The organism is Stenotrophomonas maltophilia, from assembly GCF_025642255.1.
GTDB classification, from domain to species: Bacteria; Pseudomonadota; Gammaproteobacteria; order Xanthomonadales; family Xanthomonadaceae; genus Stenotrophomonas; species Stenotrophomonas maltophilia_P.
Genome location: NZ_CP106759.1, coordinates 977065 through 997099 on the forward strand (window position 1 = coordinate 977065; position 20035 = coordinate 997099).

The following is a 20035-nucleotide window of genomic DNA, read 5'->3' on the forward strand; positions in this document are numbered from 1 at the left end:
GCCTACGGATCAGGAGACGACGTCGACAGCGATGGTGCGGCGCTGTTCGTCATCGACAAGGGGAAGAGGGGGCAGGATCTGCGCCAGGCTGACATCGCGCAGGGCCTCGGAGACCACGTCGTTGATCAGCCGCCAGCTGCTGCGCGCGCCGCACTTGGGCGCCATGCCGCACTGGTGGTGGTCGTGGCTGCACTCGGTCAGGGCCAGCGGCCCTTCCATTGCTTCCACCACTTCGAACAGCGAGACCTCCACGGCGGGCCGGGTCAGCCGATAGCCGCCGCGGACGCCGCGCAGGCCCTCGACCAGGCCGGCCTGTGCCAGCGGCTTGAGGACCTTGCTGACGGTGGGCGGCTCCAGGCCGGTGAATTCGGCCAGCTCGGTGGCGCTGAGCACTTCGCCCGGACGGGCGGCGAGCACGGTCAGCACGACGGTGGCGTAATCGGTGAGTTTGGTGACGCGCAACATGGGGGATGCGAGCGGTTCTTAAAGCGGACTGAAATTGTACGCTTTTCTTCGCCGGCATCCAACCCGGGCATTCAGCCGGCGCTGGGAGACCCTGGCCGGGGCCGTTCACCCGCGGTCACGATCGGGGCGACATGCTGGAGCATCGGGACGATTTTCGCAATTGCCCGGAATGGGCGAGAATCCGGGTTCCTTTCGCTGCAAACAGCCCGTGCCGATGCCGAAGAAGATCCAAGCCCGCAAGTCCGCCATCCATGGCAACGGTGTGTTCGCCGTGGCCCCGATCAAGCAGGGCGAGCGCGTGATCCAGTACAAGGGCCTGCTGCGCAGCCATGGCGACGTCGATGCCGATGACAGCGGTGACGTCGAAAGCGGCCACACCTTCCTGTTCACCCTCAACGACGACTGGGTGATCGATGCCAATTACAAAGGCAACGATGCGCGCTGGATCAACCACAGCTGCGACCCCAACTGCGAGGCGGTGATCGAGGAAGATGCGGACGGCGACAGCCGTGGTGACAAGGTGTTCATCGAAGCGCTGCGCGATATCGCCGCCGGTGAGGAGCTGACCTACAACTACGGCATCGTCCTGGCCGAGCGCCATACGGCCAAGCTGAAGAAGATCTGGGAGTGCCGCTGCGGTTCCCCCAAGTGCACCGGCACCATGCTGCAGCCCAAGCGCTGACCGGCACCGGGTACGGCCGGCCGATCGCCGGCCGCATCGCGGACATGCACCTGCCATCGACACGCGGGTCACTCCGCTTCAATGTACGTTGCCGCACGCTGGGTACTCATCCTCACCAACGGGAGTGCACCCATGGCCCAGCGCCTCAAAGGCAGACAGATCGCCATCCTGGCCACCCACGGCTTCGAGCAGTCCGAACTGATTGAACCCAAGCGCCTGCTCGAAGCGGAAGGCGCCCGGGTCAGCGTGATATCGCCGGCGAAGGAAGCCACCATCAAAGGCTGGAAAGAGAAGGACTGGGGCGAGGCGGTGGCGGTGGACATCCCCCTGAGCGAAGCCGACGCGGCAGGGTTCGACGCGCTGGTATTGCCCGGTGGCGTGATCAATCCGGACACGCTTCGCACGGATCAGGCCGCCGTGGACTTCATCCGCGACGTGGCGGCGGCCGGCAAGCCGGTCGCGGCGATCTGCCACGGCCCCTGGCTGTTGATCAACAGTGATCTGGCCAACGGCCGCGAGGTCACCTCGTGGCCGTCACTGCAGCAGGATCTGCTCAACGCCGGTGCGCGCTGGCAGGATGCCGAAGTGGTGGTGGACGGCAATCTGATCACCAGCCGCAAGCCCGACGACATTCCCGCTTTCAGCGAGGCCGTCGTCCGCGCGCTGGCTGCCTGACGATCTGCCGCTGTGTCACACCCGTGCCCGGCCGCTGGAGGCCGGGCATGGTGCTGCAGCTCGGCTCAGTTGCCGAGCAGGCCCGCAGGTACCAGGTTGCCGAGGTTCTGGTTGAAGGTGACGACCAGCTTGCCGTTCTTCACCTGTGCCGATTGCACCTGCAGCGCACCGAGCATGCCGGCCACGGCCGGATCAAGCTTGTAGATCGGTTCACGCTGCGCATAGTCGCTCAGCCAGGCATTGAGCAGCCCACGGGTACGTGAATCGAGGCGGCCGCCCTGATTGGCCGGGGTGAAATCGTCCACGCTCGGCTGCTGCAGGTGGAAGCCCTGGGTCTGGGCGTCATAACGCAGGCCGCTGCTGAGCTTGACCGTACCGAGCTTGGCCGGACTGCCGCCGGCGGTCGCAAGCGCCACGTCCATGCCCAGGTTCAGGCGTTCGCCTGCGGGAAGGCTCAGTTGCGGATGGCTCATCGTCAGCGCGATCAGGCCGCCAAGTGCATCCTGGGTACGCGGGAAACTGCCGTCCAGGTACTGCTGCACGTCGCTGGCGCCAACCGAGAGTTCGCGGCCGGAAATCGAAGGTGCGGCCTGCGCGCCGATCGCAGCGGCGATCAGGACGGTGGCGGCGGCGAGGCGGGTCATCAGGGGACGCAGGCGCATGGCGGTGACCGGAAAGGGCGGGGTGGCTACAGAGTAGCTTTGCAGGCTGAATCGAGCGTGCATGCCGTTGCAGCGGTTCAGTCCAAAGAGGGCCGCAGCTGCGCCGACTGGATCTGCCAGGCACTGCCGTCGGCGTTGGGCTGCACGCGATACCAGCCACCAAAGCGGAAGGTGCCGTCGGCGGTCACCGCGCGGACCTGCACCGGAACTTCCAGCAGCTGCGGCGGAAGCTTGCCGTCGACGGCGACCGGCGTCTGGCTGCGCAGGCGCAGGGCGCGCACGTTGTCCAGCTGGCGCAGCGCGGCGTCATCCGCCCGCCGCGGGTCGGCGGGTGGGAAGGTCCAGGCAGCGTCGCTCGCGGCGTGGTCGCGATTGAGCAGGTCGGTCATGTACCGGCTGAGCATGTCCCCGGGCGGTTCAGCGTCGTCGGCCACTGCGGCCAGCAACGGGAGGACGGTGGGTGGCCGCAGCGATGCAGCCTCATCGTCCGCGGCCGTCGGTTGCCGGTGTGCATCATCCGGTCTGGTGGCGACCGGGGCGGTGATATCCACTGCGGGGGGCGGCCGGGAACAGCCCAGCACGACCAGCGGCATCAGCAACAGCAGGGTCCTGCGCATGGTGCCTCCTCCCCGAGGCGACCTGGAGGACGGCAGTGTATCGACTACGGGGCCTTCAGCGGGAGGAGGGCAGCTGATCCAGCGCATCCAGCGCCGGCAGGACCTGGGCGGCGAGTGCGGCCAGTGCATGACCGTCGGTGTCGGCATGACGCTGCACGATGTCGCGCAGCAACTGGGTGGCGACCACCAGCGTGGCGCGCTCGTCGCCACTGAGCCCTGCGGTGCGCGGTGCCGCTTCGAGCAGTCGCATCAGGTCGCGACTGGCGCGATGTTCCAGTTCGATGGTGCAGCGCCCGGTGCACTGCAACCCGTCCTTTTCGATCGGAGTCACCGAGATCCGGTAGCGGGTGGAGGGGCTGGCCATGAGAGGTGCTCGCCGTTGCTGTGGGGGAATGTGCCCACCATAGGCAAGGCCGCCGCCGGCGGCGACGGCCGGCGCTGCACGCAGTGTTCCACCCGGTTGGACGAAGTGCGGGGGAAGCGTGGCCGCAGCCTTTGGTGGCGGGCCTGGGAGGCCGATTGCGCTGCTGGGGCAACGCTGTGTTGCGATGCCCGGCGCCGTGCCCGGAAGATGGTCGCTGCCTGCGCGGAACCGCCGGGGGCGCCAAAAAAAACGGGACGGCCTGGGCCGTCCCGTCATGCATCCGCCGAATGGCGCGCGCTTACAGCGCGGCGTCCTTCAGCTTCTTGAGCGGACGAACCTTCAGCTTGGTGGTGGCCGGCTTGGCGGCGAACCACTGCTCTTCCTTGGTGAACGGGTTGATGCCCTTGCGCTTCGGCTTGGCCGGCACATTGACGGTGGTGATCTTCAGCAGGCCCGGCAGGGTGAAGGAGCCAGCGCCCTTCTTGTGCACCGAAGAGGCGACAGCGCCTTCCAGCGAGGCCAGCACAGCGCGCACGTCCTTGGCGACAACGCCGGAGGCTTCAGCGATGTGTGCAACCAGGCCGGACTTGGTCAGCACTTCCTTGATCGGCTTCGGAGCGGCCGGCTTGGCGGCAGCCTTCGTCGCGACTTTCTTCACTGCCTTCTTCGGGGCAGCCTTCTTAGCGGTCTTTGCCATGGTTTCCTGTTCCGTGAACGGTTGGTTGTTTGGTCGGCGCCGAACCCCGTCGGCAAGCGCAATGTAGGGCAACTCTCGGGCGCCGCCAATAGCCCGGAGCGCGGAAAGTGCATGTTTTTTCATATCCAGGCCGATTCAGTACATGGCCGGCGGTAGGGGGCAGGGGCACCCGGAGGGGCAGGAAAGCGCCGGCCCTTTCGCCGGGTGGAAGTGCGAAACCGCTGAAAACAAGGGAAAAACGGCATGGCGCGGAGCTGGCGCGAAGCAACCGGAGCACGCGTGCCGGGCACGCTGCAATGCGGCAGAGCGACGCAGGCATAACGTGCGCCATGCGAGGGTGACCGTTCATCACCGCCACACAGGAGCAGCAAATGGGAATCTCGCGACACGCCACCGCGCACTGGGAAGGCGATCTGAAGTCCGGCAAGGGACAGTTGAGCACGCCGCAGAGCGGCCTGCTGGACAAGACCCGCTATGGGTTCAACAGCCGTTTCGGCGAGGAGAAGGGCACCAACCCGGAAGAGCTGATCGCCGCCGCGCACGCCGGCTGCTTCACCATGGCGCTGTCGGCCAAGCTCGGCGAGGCCGGTTTCACTCCGACGTCGCTGGATACCGAGGCGAAGGTGGATCTGTCGATGGAAGGCGGCCCACAGCTTTCGCAGATCCGGCTGAAAGTGAAGGCCGTGGTGCCGGGGATCGATGCGACGCAGTTCCGTGCCATCGCCGACGATGCCAAGCAGAACTGCCCGGTGTCCAAGGCACTGAGCGCGGTGCCCATCAGCCTGGAGGCCGAGCTGGGCTGAGGTCGGTAGCGCCGGGCCATGCCCGGCGTCCCAGGGCAACCACCCATCACCAATCAAGGGTGCCGGCGATCACCGTCTGCACCTGACCGCCGGACCAGACCTCGCCGGCCTCGTCCACGCGCAGGGTCAGGCGTGCGTCATGCCCGACCTCCCGGCCCTGGCTGACGTCGAATGCCTCGCGGCCCCGCGGCAGGGCGCCGCGCAGGTCCAGCCATGCCGCCAGCACGGCGTTGGCGGCGCCGGAGGCGGCATCCTCGAAGCGGCGCCCGTTGCCGACGAACGCGCGCACGGCCAGATCGAAGCCTTCGTTGCCGTCGGCGAATGCATAGGCGAACACGCCCATGCTGTCGGTGGATTCGGCCAGCGCAGCCACCGCGTCCCAGTCCGGGCGCAGCGCGCGCAGGGCCGATTCATCGGCAACCTGGACCACCCACCAGCTGCGCCCGCCCTGCATGCGTGCGGGCGGCAACCGACCCAGTGGCCAGCCCTTCAGGGCCGCCTGCAGGCGCGGATCGTCCGCCCGCGCGGTTTCGGCCAGCTGCGCGCGCGGGGTGCGGATGGCAATGCGCTGCTGCGCGCCTTCGCCGCTGACCCGCAGCGGCAGCGCACCGGCAATCCCGTCCTGCACCAGCAGGCCATCCACCGCCTCCGCCAGGCCCGCCTGCAGCACAGCATGCGCGGTGCCTACGCTGGGGTGGCCGGCAAACGGGACTTCCTTCTGCGGACTGAACATGCGCAGGCGATAGCTGGTTCCCGCCGTCTGCGGCAGGAACACGAAGGTCGTCTCGGGCAACCGCGTCCAGCGGGCGATGGCCTGCATGGTGTCGTCGTCGAGTCCGTCGGCATCCAGCACCACGGCCAGCGGATTGCCGGCACCGGCGCGGGGGGAGAACACATCCAGTTGCAGGAAACGGCGTGCGGACATCAGTGACAACTCCAGGAAACAATGGGACGGTGGCGCGGGGCCATGCTCCGCGAGCGCGCAGCGCGGCGAGTCGCCGGGCATGGCCCGGCGCTACCGGCAAGGCGGCATAGGGTAGCGCGGGGGGCTACCAGTGAATCTGCCCATCGATCACCGGCTGCACCTGGCCGCCGATCCACACCGTGCCCTGCGCATCGACCTGGACCTGGACCTCACCATCGCGGCCCACTTCGCGGCCCTGGCTGGCCACGTAGCCGGCGTCCGTGCCCGGCAGCGCGCTGCGTTGCCGCAGCCAGGCGCCAATCAGCGCATTGGCGCTGCCGGTCACTGGATCCTCGGGAACGTTCACGGCATCGCCGGGGCAGAAAGCGCGCACCACGAGCGCGTGCGCAGCAGCCTGTTCCGGTGCGAACACGGCCACGCCGGTGGCGCCGGTGGCATTGGTCCAGTCGCGCACGGCGGCCATGTCCGGCGCCAGGGAGCGCACGCTGGCGGCATCACGCAGGGGCAGCAGCCACCATCGTGGACCGTTGTCCCACAACTCGGCCACATGGCCCTCGGCGGCCTGGGCCAACAGCGCTTCCGGCACCGCCCCGGGAGCGGTATCCAGGTGCCGTGCTGCGGGGCTGGCGAGCTGGATCGTCGGTGCGGCAGCCGGGCCGGACACGCGCACCGGCAACAGCCCGGCGGCGCACTGCTGTACCAGGGCACCGTCGCGCGGCACGGCCAGGCCGCTGGTCACCGCTGCCCAGGCGGCACCGACACTGGGGTGGCCGGCGAACGGCAGCTCGCTGCCCGGGGTGAAAATGCGTACGTGGTAGTCGGCACCGGGCGCGGTGGGGCGGATGAAGAACACTGTCTCGGACAGGTTCAGCCAGGCGGCCAGCGCCTGCATGCGGTCGCTGGAAAGCCCGTCAGCGTCAAATACGACACCCAGTGGGTTGCCCGTGCCGGGACGGGGAGCAAAGACATCGAGCTGCAGGTAACGATAGGCGGTCATGGCGGGGATATTGGGCTTAGAATCGAAGGTTCCGCCCCCAGGGGCGGCTTCCCCACAATACACATAGCCAATCCATGTCAGCTTCCCCCCTTGTCGATCGTTGGATCGTACTGAAGTTCGGCGGCACCTCGGTGTCGCGTCGCCATCGCTGGGACACGATCGGGAAGCTGGCGAAAAAACGCGCGGAAGAGACCGGCTCGCGCGTGCTGGTGGTGGTTTCGGCGCTGTCCGGGGTGACCAACGAGCTGACCGCGATCGCCGACGGTGCGGCGGACAGCCGTGATCGCGTCGCCGCGCTGGTCGAACGCCACGAGGCATTCCTGGTCGAGCTGGGCCTCGGCCGCGAAGTGCTGGCCGAGCGTCTGGCCGCCCTGCAGGGCCTGCTGGACGATCCGCGCGCGGCCACCCGGCCGCTGGACTGGCAGGCCGACGTGCTGGGCCAGGGTGAACTGCTGTCCTCGACCGTGGGCGCGGCATACCTGCGCGCGTCCGGGCTGGACATGGGCTGGATGGATGCCCGGCACTGGCTGGATGCACTGCCGCCGCAGCCGAACCAGAGCGACTGGTCGCAACGCCTGTCGGTGAACTGCCAGTGGCGCTCGGACGCGGACTGGGCGCAGCGCTTCCGTGCGCAGCCGACCCGCCTTCTGATCACCCAGGGCTTCATTTCGCGGCACGCGGACGGTGGCACTGCCATCCTCGGCCGTGGCGGTTCGGACACCTCGGCGGCGTACTTCGGTGCGCTGCTCGGTGCCAGCCGGGTGGAAATCTGGACCGACGTGCCGGGCATGTTCAGCGCCAATCCCAAGGATGTGCCGGACGCGCGCCTGTTGACCCGCCTGGATTACTACGAGGCGCAGGAAATCGCCACCACGGGTGCCAAGGTGCTGCATCCGCGCTCGATCAAGCCGTGCCGCGATGCCGGTGTACCGATGGCGATCCTCGACACCGAGCGCCCCGAGCTTCCAGGTACCAGCATCGACGGCAATGCCGCGCCGGTACCGGGCGTGAAGGCAATCAGTCGTCGCAACGGCATCGTGCTGGTGTCGATGGAAGGCATCGGCATGTGGCAACAGGTCGGCTTCCTGGCCGATGTGTTCGCCCTGTTCAAGAAGCACGGCCTGTCGGTGGACCTGATCGGTTCGGCCGAAACCAATGTCACCGTGTCTCTGGATCCGTCGGAGAACCTGGTCAACACCGATGTGCTGGCCGCGCTGTCGGCCGACCTGTCGCAGGTGTGCAAGGTCAAGGTGATCGTGCCCTGTGCGGCGATCACCCTGGTCGGGCTGGGCATGCGCTCGCTGCTGCACAAGCTGTCGGATGTGTGGGCCACGTTCGGCCGTGAGCGCGTGCACATGATCTCGCAGTCGTCCAACGACCTGAACCTGACCTTCGTCATCGATGAGGCCGATGCCGATGGCCTGCTGCCGATCCTGCATGCGGAACTGATCGACAGCGGCGCCATGCCGGTGGAGGAAACCGAGGTGTTCGGCCCGCGCTGGCGCGAGATCGCCGGCACGGTTCGCCCGCGCGGCACGCCCTGGTGGCGCGGCCAGCGGGCACACCTGCTGCAGCTCGCCGACGCGGGCACCCCGCGCTACGTCTATCACCTGCCGACCGTGCGGGCGCGTGCCCGCGCGCTGGCTGCGATCAAGCCGATCGACCAGCGTTACTACGCGATCAAGGCCAACAGCCACCCGGCCATCCTGCAGTTGCTGGAGTCGGAGGGTTTCGGCCTGGAGTGCGTTTCGCATGGCGAGCTGAAGCATGTGTTCCAGCACCTGCCGGAACTTTCGCCCAGGCGTGTGCTGTTCACCCCCAGCTTCTGCCCGCGCAGTGAGTACGAGGCCGCGTTCGCACTGGGCGTGACCGTCACCGTCGACAACGTCGAAGCCCTGCAGCGCTGGCCGGACCTGTTCCGCAACCGCGAGCTGTGGTTGCGCGTGGACCTGGGGCGCGGCGAAGGCCACCACGCCAAGGTCCGCACCGGCGGCAAGGAGTCCAAGTTCGGCCTGCCGATCGCCCGCGTCGATGAGTTCGTCCGTGCCGCCACCGAACTGGGCAGCCGGGTGGTCGGCCTGCACGCCCACCTGGGCAGCGGCGTGGAAACCCCGCAGCATTGGCGCCTGATGTGCGATGAGCTGGCAGGCTTCGCCCGCCGCATCGGCAGCGTGCAGACGATCGACATCGGCGGTGGCCTGCCGATTCCGTACAGCGACGAGGACGAGCCCTTCGATCTGGACGCGTGGGCTGCCGGCCTGGCCGAGGTCAAGGCGTTGCACCCCGCATTCCGCCTGGCCATCGAGCCGGGGCGCTACCTGGTGGCCGAGTCCGGCGTGCTGCTGACCCATGCCACCCAGGTGGTGGAGAAGGACGGCGTGCGCCGCGTCGGCCTGGATGCCGGCATGAATACGCTGATGCGTCCGGCCCTGTACGACGCTTGGCACGACATCGAGAACCTCAGCCGCCAGGGCGGGTACGCCGAGGCGGCATTCGATGTCGTCGGCCCGATCTGCGAGTCCAGCGATGTGTTCGGCAAGCGGCGCAAGCTGCCGGTGTCCACCGCGCCGGACGACGTGATGCTGATTGCTGACGCTGGCGCCTATGGCTACGTGATGTCCAACACCTACAACCAGCGGGCGCTGCCGCGCGAGGATGTGATCGAGTGATCGCCCTGCGCGCGCTGCACCCGCCCACCGACACGCCCCGCGCCACCGCGCGGGTCCGTGCCTGACCGGATACACCATGACTGCTTTCGACAAACACCAGGTCTCCCGTTTCCGCTTCGTCCGCTGCGAATTTGCCGCGGACAGCGGCGTGGCACGTCTGGTCTACGCCTTCGATGATGGCCCCGAGATGGTGGAAACCATCACCGTTCCCGGCGCCCCGTTCGTCCTCGACCCGGCGCGCGCCGCTGCCGTGCAGCGAGCGCTGCAGCTGCTGCACCTGATCGCCGGCGTCAGCTACTACAAGGCCGGCGTGCCGGAGATCGTCAGCATCGACAGCTACGCCATCGATGCCGATACCGCGGCGCTGGTGGAAGCGATCTACCTCAACGGCCTGGGCGAGTTCGCCTACCGCAACGGCCTCAACCTGCGTGGCCGCTTCCGCCTGCCGGTGCAGGGCGAGCCGGTGCAGGCACCGGAGGTGGGCCTGCAGCCGCATGCGCTGGTCGCCATCGGTGGCGGCAAGGATTCGCTGGTCAGCATCGAAGCGCTGCGACGGGCGGGTGTGGACGAGACGGTCACCTGGATCGGCGGTTCGCAGCTGATCCGTGCCTGCGCCGAACGCACCGGCCTGCCGACGCTGAACCTGGGCCGCGCGCTGGCGCCGGAGCTGTTCGAGCTCAACCGCCAAGGGGCGTGGAACGGCCATATCCCGGTGACCGCGGTGAACTCGGCGATCATGGTGCTGGCAGCCCTGCTGCAGGGCGTGGACCAGGTGGTGTTCTCCAACGAACGCTCGGCCAGCTACGGCAGCCAGATTCCGGGCACCGGCGAGGTGAACCACCAGTGGTCCAAGGGCTGGGCGTTCGAGCAGGCCTTCGGCAGCCATGTGCAGGCGCACGTGGCCGCAGACCTGCAGTACTACTCGCTGCTGCGACCGATGTCGGAACTGGCGGTGGCCCGCCAGTTCGCCAAGAGCGACTTCTACGACGCGCATTTCTCCAGCTGCAACCGCAACTTCCATATCCTCGGCGAGCGCCCGGTGAACCGTTGGTGTGGCGTCTGCCCGAAGTGCCATTTCGTGTTTCTGGCGCTGGCCCCGTTCATGCCCAAGACCCGCCTCGTGCGCATCTTCGGTCGCAATCTGCTGGACGATGTCGAGCAGGCCGGTGGCTTCGACGCGCTGCTGGAGTTCCAGGATCACAAGCCGTTCGAGTGCGTGGGCGAAGGTCGTGAATCGCGTGCAGCGATGGCGACCCTGGCGCAGCGACCGGAGTGGAAGGAAGATGCGCTGGTGAAGCGCTTCTGCAACGAGATCCAGCCGCAGCTCGACGCGGCCGAACTGGAGCTGGCGCCGATGCTGCAGCTGCAGGGCGAGCACCGCATTCCGGCTGCGCTGTGGGAACGGGTGCGTGAAGATTTCTCAGCTTGAAGGAAAGCGCGTCGCGCTGTGGGGCTGGGGGCGTGAGGGCCGTGCCGCATTCGCGGTGCTGCGTGCACGCCTGCCGGCGTTGCCGCTGAGCCTGTTCTGTCCGGCCGCCGAAGCCGATGCGGCGCGCGCGGAAACGCAGGGGTCACTGGAGGTGCATGGCGAGCCTTCGGCCGAGGCGCTGGCCGCGTTCGACGTGGTGATCAAGTCACCCGGCATCAGTCCCTACCAGCCGATCGCGGTGGCCGCGGCGGCACGGGGCACGCGTTTCATCGGGGGCACCGCGCTCTGGTTCGCCGAGCATGCCGCTGACGACGGCATCGTCCATGACACCGTGTGCGTGACCGGTACCAAGGGCAAAAGCACCACCAGCGCGCTGGTCGCGCACCTGCTGCGTGCGGCCGGTCATCGCACCGGCCTGGTCGGCAACATCGGCCTGCCGCTGCTGGAAGTGCTGGACCCGCAGCCGGCGCCTGAGTATTGGGCGGTGGAACTGTCCAGCTACCAGACCGGCGAAGTGGCGCGCAGTGGCGCGCGACCGCAGGTGGCGGTGGTGCTGAACCTGTTCCCCGAACATCTGGACTGGCATGGCAGCGAACAGCGCTATATCGAGGACAAGCTGCAGCTGGTCACCGATGCCGCTCCGTGCATCGCCGTGCTCAATGCCGCCGATCCGCATCTGGCGGAACTGACGCTGCCGCACAGCCAGGTGGTCTGGTTCAACCAGCCGCAGGGTTGGCACATGCGTGGCGACATCGTGCATCGTGGCGAACAGGCGGTGTTCGATACACGCAATACGCCGCTGCCGGGCCGCCACAACCGCGGCAACCTGTGTGCGGTGCTGGCCGCGCTGGAAGCGCTGGGCCTGGACGCGGCGGCGCTGGCGCCGGCCGTGCAGGATTTCCGTCCGCTGCCCAACCGGCTGCAGCGCATCGGCGTGGCCGATGGGCTGACCTACATCAACGATTCGATCAGCACCACGCCGCACGCCAGTCTGGCGGCGCTGGAGTGCTTCAGCGGCCAGCGCATCGCGCTGCTGGTGGGCGGGCATGACCGCGGCCTGGACTGGACCGATTTCATGCAGCACATGGCGCACGATGTGCCGCCGGTGGAGATCGTGACCATGGGCAGCAACGGCCCGCGCATCCACGCGATGCTGCAGCCGCTGGCCGATGCAGGTCGATTCGGGCTGCATGCGGCCGTCGACCTGCCGGAGGCCATGGCGCTGGCACGCGCTGCGCTGGGCCAGCAGGGCGGGGTGGTGCTGTTGTCACCGGGCGCGCCGAGTTTTGGGGCCTACCGCGATTACGTTGCGCGCGGACGTCACTTCGCCGAGCTGGCCGGATTCGATCCGGACAGCATCAGCGCGATTCCGGGCCTGGGCATCGCCTGAGGGGGGGCGGATCCCTTTCCGCAGGAAAGGGCTCTGACCCCGGCGGGATCCCGGCCGGCAACCCGCCGGCAAATTCATCCACGCAGGCGTGGATCTACGCTTCCTCGATGAACGCGTAGTCGCCGTCAATCAACCGCTGCAGATACGCATCGAAGCCGGGCGCGATGACCGCATAGCTGTCCGGATCATGCAGGTAGCGCACCACCTGGCCGACGGAGCCACCCGGTGCCGGGTCGAAATCCAGGTACAGCATCGAGGTGCCGCCGTTGTTCATGCAGTGCGAGAAGCACAGGCGGCGATTCATCGGTACATCGGCATCGATGCCGTCGCCGAGAATCTCCGGTTCGTCGTCCAGCCATTCTTCGTAGATCGAGCGGATGCTGTCGTCCCAGTGCCGCTGATCCTCGAAGATCTGTGCGACCGAGCGCAGGTAGTAGGGGTATCCGCCGCCTTCCACGTCCGAGCCGAGCATCAGCACGCAGACCTCGCCCTCGGGATACCGGCGGAAATGCGTGCCATCCACGCGCGACAGCAGCGCAACCAGACTGTCAGGTACCTGCGGCCACTGCGCACGCAGGCGTTGCAGGTCTCCGGCGCTGGCGCCCTGGACATGCGCCCATTGCGCAGCATCGTCGGCGGGCAGGCGCGGCATCAGGCCGGACAGGAATTGATCGACAAGGTTCATTCGCAAACAGGGGCTGGGCGGAATCAGGGCGTATCCAACCACACCTGCGTCACGCCGCCAATGCAGAATGCGGACGGGAGGGGGACATCAGGCGACCCCTCTGTTTCCTTTTCTCTGGAGCAGGCGCATGAATGCATGGCGTTGCGGTGTGGCGATGGTCCTGGGTCTGGCGGCGCTGCCGGCGTGGGCGGCGATGAAGACCCAGCCGGTGGAGTGGACGCACCAGGGCACGACCTTCAGCGGGGTGCTGGTCTATGACGACGGGGACAGTGACAAGCGCCCCGGACTGGTGATGGTGCCGAACTGGAAGGGTGTGAACGCATCGGCGGTCGAGAAGGCCAAGCAGCTGGCCGGCGATGATTACGTGGTGCTGGTGGCCGATGTCTATGGCAAGGGTGTGCGGCCGAAGACCGATGCCGAGGCAGGGCCGGTCGCCACCGCGTTGCGCAACGACCGGCCGCTGCTGCGTGCGCGTGCGCTGGAGGCGGTGAATGTGCTCAAGGCACAGGCCGGCAAGGTGCCGCTGGATGCCAGCCGCATCGGTGCGGTCGGCTTCTGCTTCGGCGGTACCACCGTTCTGGAGCTGGCCCGCGCGGGCGCGCCGCTGGCCGGCGTGGTCAGCCTGCATGGTGGGCTGGGCTCGCCGCTGCCGGCGCAGGCCGGTGGAGCGCATCCCTCGGTGCTGGTACTCAATGGTGCCGATGACAGGAGCGTGACCGCGGCCGACATCGCCAGCTTCCAGAACGAGATGAATGCCGCCAAGGTCGACTGGGAATTCACCAACTACAGCGGTGCCGTGCATTGCTTTGCCGAGCGTGATGCCAACAATCCGCCGGGGTGCCAGTACAACGAACGGGCGGCGAAGCGCGCGTGGAAGGCACTGGATGAGTTCTTCGAGGAGCGCTTCGAGAAGCGCTGAGGCACCGGGTTCGCCGGGCATGGCCCGGCGCTACCACAGCACACCGCTCACGCAGGGCGCAGCGGCACCCGGTAGCGCCGGGCCATGCCCGGCGAGCGCGGTCAATGCGTGCGCTGCACCGCGTAGCGGGCCAGTCCACGCAGAGCGGCGACGGCATCATTGTCGCCCAGCCCGTCGAGCGCACGCTCGGCGCGCTCTGCGTATTCCTCGGCCCGGCGGCGACTGTAGTCCAGGCCGCCGGTGGCGTGGATCGCGGCCAGCACTTCCGGCATTGCCGACGCATCGCCTTCCTGCACGATGGTGCGCAGGCGCTCGCGGGTGGCGTCGTCGGAGTGGGCCATGGCATGGATCAGCGGCAGCGTTGCCTTGCCTTCGGCGAGGTCGTCGCCCAGATTCTTGCCCAGCTCCTCGGCGTTGGCCGAGTAATCCAGCACGTCATCGGCGATCTGGAAGGCGTAGCCCAGATGCATGCCGTAGTCGTACAGCGCCTGCTGGGTGGCTTCGTCCACGCCGCTGGCCAGCGCGCCCAGGCGGGTGCCGGCAGCGAACAGCACGGCGGTCTTGCGCTCGATCACGCGCAGGTAGGCCGCTTCGTCGGTATCCGGGTTATGCACGTGCAGCAGCTGCAGCACTTCGCCTTCGGCGATGCGATTGGTGGTGTCGGCCAGGATCCGCATCACCGGCATGCGGTCCAGCTCGACCATCAGCTGGAAACTGCGCGAGTACAGGAAGTCGCCAACCAGCACGCTCGGTGCGTTGCCCCACAGGGCATTGGCGGTGCTGCGGCCGCGCCGCAGGCTGGATTCGTCCACTACGTCATCGTGCAGCAGGGTGGAGGTGTGGATGAACTCGATGATCGCCGCCAGCTGGTGGTGCTCGGGGCCGGCATGGCCGACCGCATGACCGGCCAGCATCACCAGCATCGGCCGCAGGCGCTTGCCGCCGGCGGAAATGATGTGGTCCGCGATCTGGTTGATCAGCACGACGTCCGAGGACAGCCGGCGCCGGATCAGGGCGTCGACGGCGGCCATGTCGGCCGCAGCAAGCGACTGGATCTGGGGCAGGCCCAGGGCGGGGCGGGTGTCTTCGGTGATGGTCATGCGATCAGGCTTTCAGGCTCGTCGATGATTATAGGCGCTGCCCGTGAATTCGGGCGCAAACCGGCCTGCGGGCCTGATCTCCCCGGCCGTCCGTGACTGCCTGGCGTGAATACGTATGCAGGTGGCGCCATCCCCGGGGAGGCACCGCTAAGCTTGCGGGACTTGGTTTTCGGCCCGCTTCCGGCGGGTCCCGCATGCCCGGAGGGGGGCTGTCGATGTCGCACTATCCATGGTGGCGCGGAGCCGTCATCTACCAGATCTATCCGCGCAGTTTCCTTGACGCCAACGGCGACGGGGTCGGTGACCTGCCAGGGATCATCCAGCGCCTGGACCACATCGCCACGCTGGGTGTGGATGCCATCTGGATCTCGCCGTTCTTCAAGTCGCCGATGGCCGATTTCGGCTATGACATCGCCGATTACCGCGACGTCGACCCGCTGTTCGGCAGCCTGGAGGACTTCGACCGCCTGCTGGCCAAGGCCCACGGCCTGGGGCTGAAGGTGATGATCGACCAGGTCCTCAGCCATACGTCGATCGAGCACGCGTGGTTCCGCGAGAGCCGCCAGGATCGCAGCAATCCGAAGGCCGACTGGTACGTCTGGGCCGACCCGCGTGAGGACGGCACGCCGCCCAACAACTGGCTGTCGCTGTTCGGCGGCTGCGCCTGGCAGTGGGAACCGCGCCGCGAACAGTACTATCTGCACAATTTCCTGGTCGACCAGCCGGACCTGAACTTCCACAATCCGCAGGTGCAGCAGGCCACGCTGGACAACGTGCGGTTCTGGCTGGACCGTGGCGTGGATGGCTTCCGCCTGGATGCGATCAACTTCTGCTTCCATGACGCGAAGCTGCGCGACAACCCGGCCAAGCCCGCTGACAAGCGCGTTGGCCGAGGCTTCAGCCCGGACAACCCGTACGCATACCAGTACCACTACTTCAACAACACGCAGCCGGAGAACCTGCCGTTCCTGGAGCGGCTGCGCGCGCTGCTCGACCAGTACCCCGGTGCGGTCAGCCTGGGTGAGATCTCCTCGGAGGATTCGCTGGCCACCACCGCCGAGTACACCCGCGATGGCCGCCTGCACATGGGTTACAGCTTTGAACTGCTGGTGGACGACTACAGCGCGGCCTACATCCGCGAGACTGTCTCGCGCCTGGAAGCCGCGATGACTGAAGGCTGGCCGTGCTGGGCGGTGTCCAACCACGATGTGGAGCGCGCGGTCACCCGCTGGGGCGGCCATCCGGCCGATCCGCGCCTGGCGCGCATGCTGGTGGCGCTGCTGAGTTGCCTGCGCGGCTCGGTCTGCCTGTACCAGGGCGAGGAACTGGGCCTGGCCGAGGCCGAGGTGCCGTTCGAGGCGCTGCAGGATCCCTACGGCATCACCTTCTGGCCGAACTTCAAGGGCCGCGATGGCTGCCGCACTCCGATGCCGTGGACGGATGCGCCACTGGCCGGTTTCACTACCGGCCAGCCGTGGTTGCCGATTCCGGCCGGGCACCGGGCAGCGGCCGTCGCGGTGCAGGACGCTGACCCGCAGTCGGTGCTGGCGGCCTTCCGGGCGTTCCTGGGCTGGCGTCGCCATCAGCCCGTCCTGCAGCATGGCAGCATCCGGTTCCTTGACAGCAGTGAGCCAGTGCTGCTGTTCGAGCGTATGCTTGCAGATGAAACCCTCCTGCTGGCCTTCAACCTGTCGGGCGAGGCGGTGACCCATCCGCTGCCGGCCGGCCGTTGGCAGCAGATGGATGTGCCGGGCCCGGATGCGGGCACGGTGCAGGGTGGCGAACTCCAGCTGCCGCCGCGTGCGGTGTTCTGCGCACGACGCAGCTGATCGATTTCTCCGGTGGCGGTACTTGCGGGGACGGGGCCGAAGCGCCCCGTCCCTTTTTTATGGGCGGTGCCGTGGCTGGCGGGTCGCGCCCAAAAGAAAACCCGCTGCAGATGCGCAGCGGGTTTCCGGTCATGCCTGCGGTCCTCGCCGCCGGGCATGGCCCGGCGCTACCGATGGAGCGGTTGCCGGGCAGCGTCCGGCATTCGATGGGCGGTTGCCGGCCTGGGGCCGGCATTGCCCGGTGAGGGTCAGAACTTGTAGTTCACACCCAGCACGTAGGTGCGGCCCCACTCGATGTATTCCAGCGGGCGATCCTTGGTGCCGGCGTAGGTGCGGTACGGCTCGTTGGTCAGGTTGCTTCCCTGCAGCAGCAGGGTCAGCCCGCGCAGGGCGCTGCTGTCGCTGAAGGTGTAGCTGATCTGCGCATCGGTCACGTTCTCGCCCACCACATAACGCAGGGTGCGGTTGCCGTTGAAGTTGCCGATCTCACCGATGAAGTCCGAACGACGGCGCTGGCTCACGCGGGCCTCGAAACCATTGCGCTCGAAGTACGCGGTGAAGTTGTACACACGCTTGGACAGGCCCGGGAGGCTGATGGGATCGGTACCCACGCTGGAGGCGCTTTCCGGGTCGAGGATCTTGATGTCGCTGTCGTTGAACGTGGCACTGGCCTGCACGCCGAAGCCGCGCAGGCTGTCGGTGAGCATCTCCAGCGGGAACGAACCGGTCAGCTCGAGGCCGCGCAGGGTACCGCCCTCACCGTTCACCGGCGTGGAGAAGGTGCCGGTCGGCAGCACGGGCACCACCATGCCCGGCGGCGGCACGTAGTTGCCGAGCAGCCCGCTGAAGTCGTAGTTGTCCACCGACTGCGTGTAGACGTAGCTCTTCAGGTCCTTGTAGAAGATCGCCGCAGCGACGTAGGCCTTCTCGCCGAAGTACTTCTCATAGGACAGATCCAGCGCGGTGGCGCGCCACGGGTCCAGCCGCGGATTGCCGCCGCTGCCGCCGGGGCGACCGGTGGAGGTATCCACGCCGAACTCCAGGCCGGCGCGCATCTGGTCCACGCGTGGGCGCGCGACCTGCTTGGCTGCCGCGAAGCGCAGGGTCTGTTCGTGCGGGAACATGAAGGCCAGATTCAGGCTCGGCAGCCAGTCGTTGTACTTGCGGCCGTCGGAGTAGGGCTGCACGTTGCTGCCGGCGGGCTGCGACGCGTCCCAGTAGCGGGAGTCCGAACTCTGATCGGTGCGCTGCATCTGCACGCCGATGTTGCCGCGCACGCCGACCACGCCGATGTCGGTGTTGATGTTCAGGCGCGCCCAGGCGGTGGTGATCTTCTCCTGCACCGTCCACGACTTGGGAATCAGGTAGTCCAGGTTGTCGACCGGATCGAAGGTCATGTAGCGGGCGACCGCCGCCGGTACGTTCCAGGCCGGGATGGTACCGAGGCCGGCAAAGCCCAGGTTCACCGGATCGTACTGCAGGTCCGCCGCGATGTTGGCATCGCCCTGGGCACCGAGCAGGATGTTGCCCTCGGACTGGGTCTTGACCTTGCGGCGATCGGCATAGTTCACGCCGATGTCCAGGTCCGGTGCCCACGACGCCATCGCTTCGGGCAGGGCGATGGTCGCCGCCAGCTTGCCGCCCTTCAGGCGATCTTCCACCTTCGGCACCTTGCCGTAGCCGGACCCATAGATGGTGTTGGTCAGGAACAGGGCATCGGGATTGGAGTAGTTCAGCCCCGGGCTGATCTGCGAGAAGCCGTTCTGGCGGATCTGCACGCCGACCGTATCCAGCTGCGGCATGGGCGTGAGCTGCAGATTGTTCTCCAGGTTCAGCTCGTCACGCGTGGCCTTGGAGTAGTTCAGGTCGGCGACCAGCTTGACGCTGCCGAAGTTGAATTCGTTGTTCCAGCCGAACGCGTCGATCTTGTCCTTGCGCTTGTTGTACATGCCGCGCACCAGCGGGTACACGCCGCTGGCGGTACCACCGGTGAAGGTGCCATCGGCGTTGATCTGCGGATTGCTGATCAGCAGGCCCGGCAGGTAATTGCCGTTGTAGTTGCTGAGGTTCAGTTCGAACTGGTTGGCGGTGTCGATCTGCTCGGCTTCGGTGTGGAATGCATCGAAGGTGCTGCTCCAGCTGTTGTTGGGCCGGAACTGGATCGTGGCCATCACGCCATCGCGCTTGTTGTTGCCGGTACGGCGCAGCGCCTTGATGCCGTCGGAGAAATAGGTGCCTGCAGCAACGCCGGGACGTTTTCCGTCCGTGGTGTACTGGGTGGTCCACGGCTCGTACAGGCCGACCTGGTTTTCCTGGATCGGGTTGTCGCTGTGCGCGTAACCGATGGCGATGCCCAGGGTCTTGTCGAAGAACTGGTCGATGTAGCTGGCGCTGAAGCGGTTGCCGAACTCATCGACGTTGGCCGCATCGCCGAGCGAGCTCTTCTGCAGGCGCCCGCTGACGGCGATCACCCGGTCGGGGAAGCTGAGCGGACGGGCGGTCTGCATGTCGATGGTGCCCGACAGGCCCTGGCCGACCAGTGCCGCATCGGGCGTCTTGTACACCGTCACGCCGTTGACCAGCTCGGATGGATACTGGTCGAACTCGACGCCACGGTTGTCGCCGGTGCTGACGACCTCACGGCCGTTGAGCAGGGTGGTGGCGAAGTCCGGGGACAGGCCGCGCACGCTGATCACCTGTGCACGCCCGGCGACGCGCTGCGCGGCCAGGCCGGGCAGGCGCGAGATGGATTCGGCAATGCTGACGTCGGGCAGCTTGCCGATGTCCTCGGCGGAGATCGCTTCCACCACCGAGGTGGCGTCCTGCTTGATCGCGATCGCGTTCTCGATGCCGCGGCGGATACCGGTGACCTGCACCGTATCCAGGTTGGTGGCGGCGGTGCCGGCCGGCGTGGTGGTGCTCTGCGTGGTCTGTGCTGCCGCCAGTGACGGCGCCAGGACAACGGCCAGCGCGATGCTCAGCGCGCTGCGCTTGTGGTTCAACATTTTCCCCTCCCAGGCAATGTTGTTGTTCATTTCGAGGTCGTTCCGGCAACGCCGTGAACGTGCGACGCGGTGGCCGCTGTCGTCGCCGCTATGGTAGGCAGCGGGTTCTCCGCGGGAATCAC

At 67.4% G+C, this 20035-nt stretch carries 18 protein-coding genes; 8 read left to right on the forward strand and 10 right to left on the reverse strand.

What is annotated here, in order from left to right:
• Nucleotides 1-9: 9 nt before the first annotated feature.
• On the reverse strand, nucleotides 10-465 hold the full coding sequence (locus N8888_RS04595; RefSeq protein WP_053516656.1) for an SUF system Fe-S cluster assembly regulator: 456 nt from the start codon (nucleotides 463-465) through the stop codon (nucleotides 10-12).
• Nucleotides 466-679: 214 nt separating this feature from the next.
• Between N8888_RS04595 and N8888_RS04600 the strand changes: the two genes are divergently transcribed.
• Together N8888_RS04600 and N8888_RS04605 are read left to right on the forward strand one after the other, a co-directional pair.
• Nucleotides 680-1147 (forward strand): SET domain-containing protein, encoded by a 468-nt coding sequence (locus N8888_RS04600; RefSeq protein ID WP_053516698.1) that lies wholly within the window; start codon nucleotides 680-682, stop codon nucleotides 1145-1147.
• Nucleotides 1148-1279: 132 nt separating this feature from the next.
• On the forward strand, nucleotides 1280-1822 hold the full coding sequence (locus N8888_RS04605) for a type 1 glutamine amidotransferase domain-containing protein (RefSeq protein WP_111186009.1): 543 nt from the start codon (nucleotides 1280-1282) through the stop codon (nucleotides 1820-1822).
• 65 nt (nucleotides 1823-1887) lie between these two features.
• On the opposite strand, the gene N8888_RS04610 is transcribed toward N8888_RS04605, so the two are convergent.
• From N8888_RS04610 to N8888_RS04625, 4 genes are all read right to left on the reverse strand, one after another.
• On the reverse strand, nucleotides 1888-2484 hold the full coding sequence (locus tag N8888_RS04610; protein ID WP_065174554.1) for a YceB family lipoprotein: 597 nt from the start codon (nucleotides 2482-2484) through the stop codon (nucleotides 1888-1890).
• 77 nt (nucleotides 2485-2561) lie between these two features.
• On the reverse strand, nucleotides 2562-3101 hold the full coding sequence (locus N8888_RS04615) for a hypothetical protein (RefSeq protein ID WP_128990361.1): 540 nt from the start codon (nucleotides 3099-3101) through the stop codon (nucleotides 2562-2564).
• A 55-nt stretch (nucleotides 3102-3156) separates the two neighbouring features.
• On the reverse strand, nucleotides 3157-3465 hold the full coding sequence (locus N8888_RS04620; protein ID WP_053516660.1) for a DUF3861 family protein: 309 nt from the start codon (nucleotides 3463-3465) through the stop codon (nucleotides 3157-3159).
• 298 nt (nucleotides 3466-3763) lie between these two features.
• Nucleotides 3764-4162: an HU family DNA-binding protein gene (locus N8888_RS04625; protein WP_053516661.1), complete on the reverse strand. Its 399-nt coding sequence runs from the start codon at nucleotides 4160-4162 to the stop codon at nucleotides 3764-3766.
• A gap of 371 nt (nucleotides 4163-4533) precedes the next feature.
• Between N8888_RS04625 and N8888_RS04630 the strand changes: the two genes are divergently transcribed.
• The gene (locus tag N8888_RS04630) at nucleotides 4534-4965 is read left to right on the forward strand and encodes an OsmC family protein (RefSeq protein ID WP_053516662.1); all 432 of its coding nucleotides are present in this window, start codon (nucleotides 4534-4536) and stop codon (nucleotides 4963-4965) included.
• 46 nt (nucleotides 4966-5011) lie between these two features.
• Here the strand turns inward: N8888_RS04630 and N8888_RS04635 are convergent, their stop codons facing one another.
• Together N8888_RS04635 and N8888_RS04640 are read right to left on the reverse strand one after the other, a co-directional pair.
• Nucleotides 5012-5890, reverse strand: coding sequence for a PhzF family protein (locus tag N8888_RS04635; protein ID WP_263177767.1), 879 nt, complete (start codon nucleotides 5888-5890; stop codon nucleotides 5012-5014).
• A gap of 124 nt (nucleotides 5891-6014) precedes the next feature.
• The gene (locus N8888_RS04640; RefSeq protein WP_111186011.1) at nucleotides 6015-6887 is read right to left on the reverse strand and encodes a PhzF family protein; all 873 of its coding nucleotides are present in this window, start codon (nucleotides 6885-6887) and stop codon (nucleotides 6015-6017) included.
• Between the two features lie 74 nt (nucleotides 6888-6961).
• On the opposite strand from N8888_RS04640, the gene N8888_RS04645 reads away from it, so the two are divergent.
• The 3 genes from N8888_RS04645 (at nucleotide 6962) to murD (ending at nucleotide 12375) form a co-directional block, all read left to right on the forward strand.
• Nucleotides 6962-9556 (forward strand): bifunctional aspartate kinase/diaminopimelate decarboxylase, encoded by a 2595-nt coding sequence (locus tag N8888_RS04645; protein WP_053516666.1) that lies wholly within the window; start codon nucleotides 6962-6964, stop codon nucleotides 9554-9556.
• A gap of 76 nt (nucleotides 9557-9632) precedes the next feature.
• Nucleotides 9633-10985: a UDP-N-acetyl-alpha-D-muramoyl-L-alanyl-L-glutamate epimerase gene (murL, locus tag N8888_RS04650; RefSeq protein WP_053516667.1), complete on the forward strand. Its 1353-nt coding sequence runs from the start codon at nucleotides 9633-9635 to the stop codon at nucleotides 10983-10985.
• Nucleotides 10966-12375: a UDP-N-acetylmuramoyl-L-alanine--D-glutamate ligase gene (murD, locus tag N8888_RS04655; RefSeq protein WP_263177769.1), complete on the forward strand. Its 1410-nt coding sequence runs from the start codon at nucleotides 10966-10968 to the stop codon at nucleotides 12373-12375. Before murL ends, murD begins: the two co-directional genes overlap by 20 nt.
• 94 nt (nucleotides 12376-12469) lie before the next feature.
• Here the strand turns inward: murD and N8888_RS04660 are convergent, their stop codons facing one another.
• Entirely contained in the window at nucleotides 12470-13060 is a 591-nt protein-coding gene (locus N8888_RS04660; RefSeq protein ID WP_111186013.1) for an SMI1/KNR4 family protein, read from the reverse strand.
• Between the two features lie 127 nt (nucleotides 13061-13187).
• Between N8888_RS04660 and N8888_RS04665 the strand changes: the two genes are divergently transcribed.
• Complete coding sequence (locus N8888_RS04665; RefSeq protein ID WP_111186014.1) at nucleotides 13188-13979, forward strand: dienelactone hydrolase family protein; 792 nt, start codon at nucleotides 13188-13190, stop codon at nucleotides 13977-13979.
• A 101-nt stretch (nucleotides 13980-14080) separates the two neighbouring features.
• Here N8888_RS04665 and N8888_RS04670 read toward each other — a convergent pair whose 3' ends face one another.
• The gene (locus N8888_RS04670; RefSeq protein WP_065174563.1) at nucleotides 14081-15079 is read right to left on the reverse strand and encodes a polyprenyl synthetase family protein; all 999 of its coding nucleotides are present in this window, start codon (nucleotides 15077-15079) and stop codon (nucleotides 14081-14083) included.
• A gap of 215 nt (nucleotides 15080-15294) precedes the next feature.
• Here N8888_RS04670 and N8888_RS04675 point away from each other — a divergent pair, with 215 nt between their 5' ends.
• Nucleotides 15295-16908, forward strand: a complete 1614-nt coding sequence (locus N8888_RS04675) for an alpha-glucosidase family protein (protein ID WP_111186015.1) — start codon at nucleotides 15295-15297, stop codon at nucleotides 16906-16908.
• Between the two features lie 248 nt (nucleotides 16909-17156).
• Here N8888_RS04675 and N8888_RS04680 read toward each other — a convergent pair whose 3' ends face one another.
• Nucleotides 17157-19913, reverse strand: coding sequence for a TonB-dependent receptor (locus tag N8888_RS04680; protein ID WP_065174735.1), 2757 nt, complete (start codon nucleotides 19911-19913; stop codon nucleotides 17157-17159).
• Nucleotides 19914-20035 lie beyond the last annotated feature (122 nt).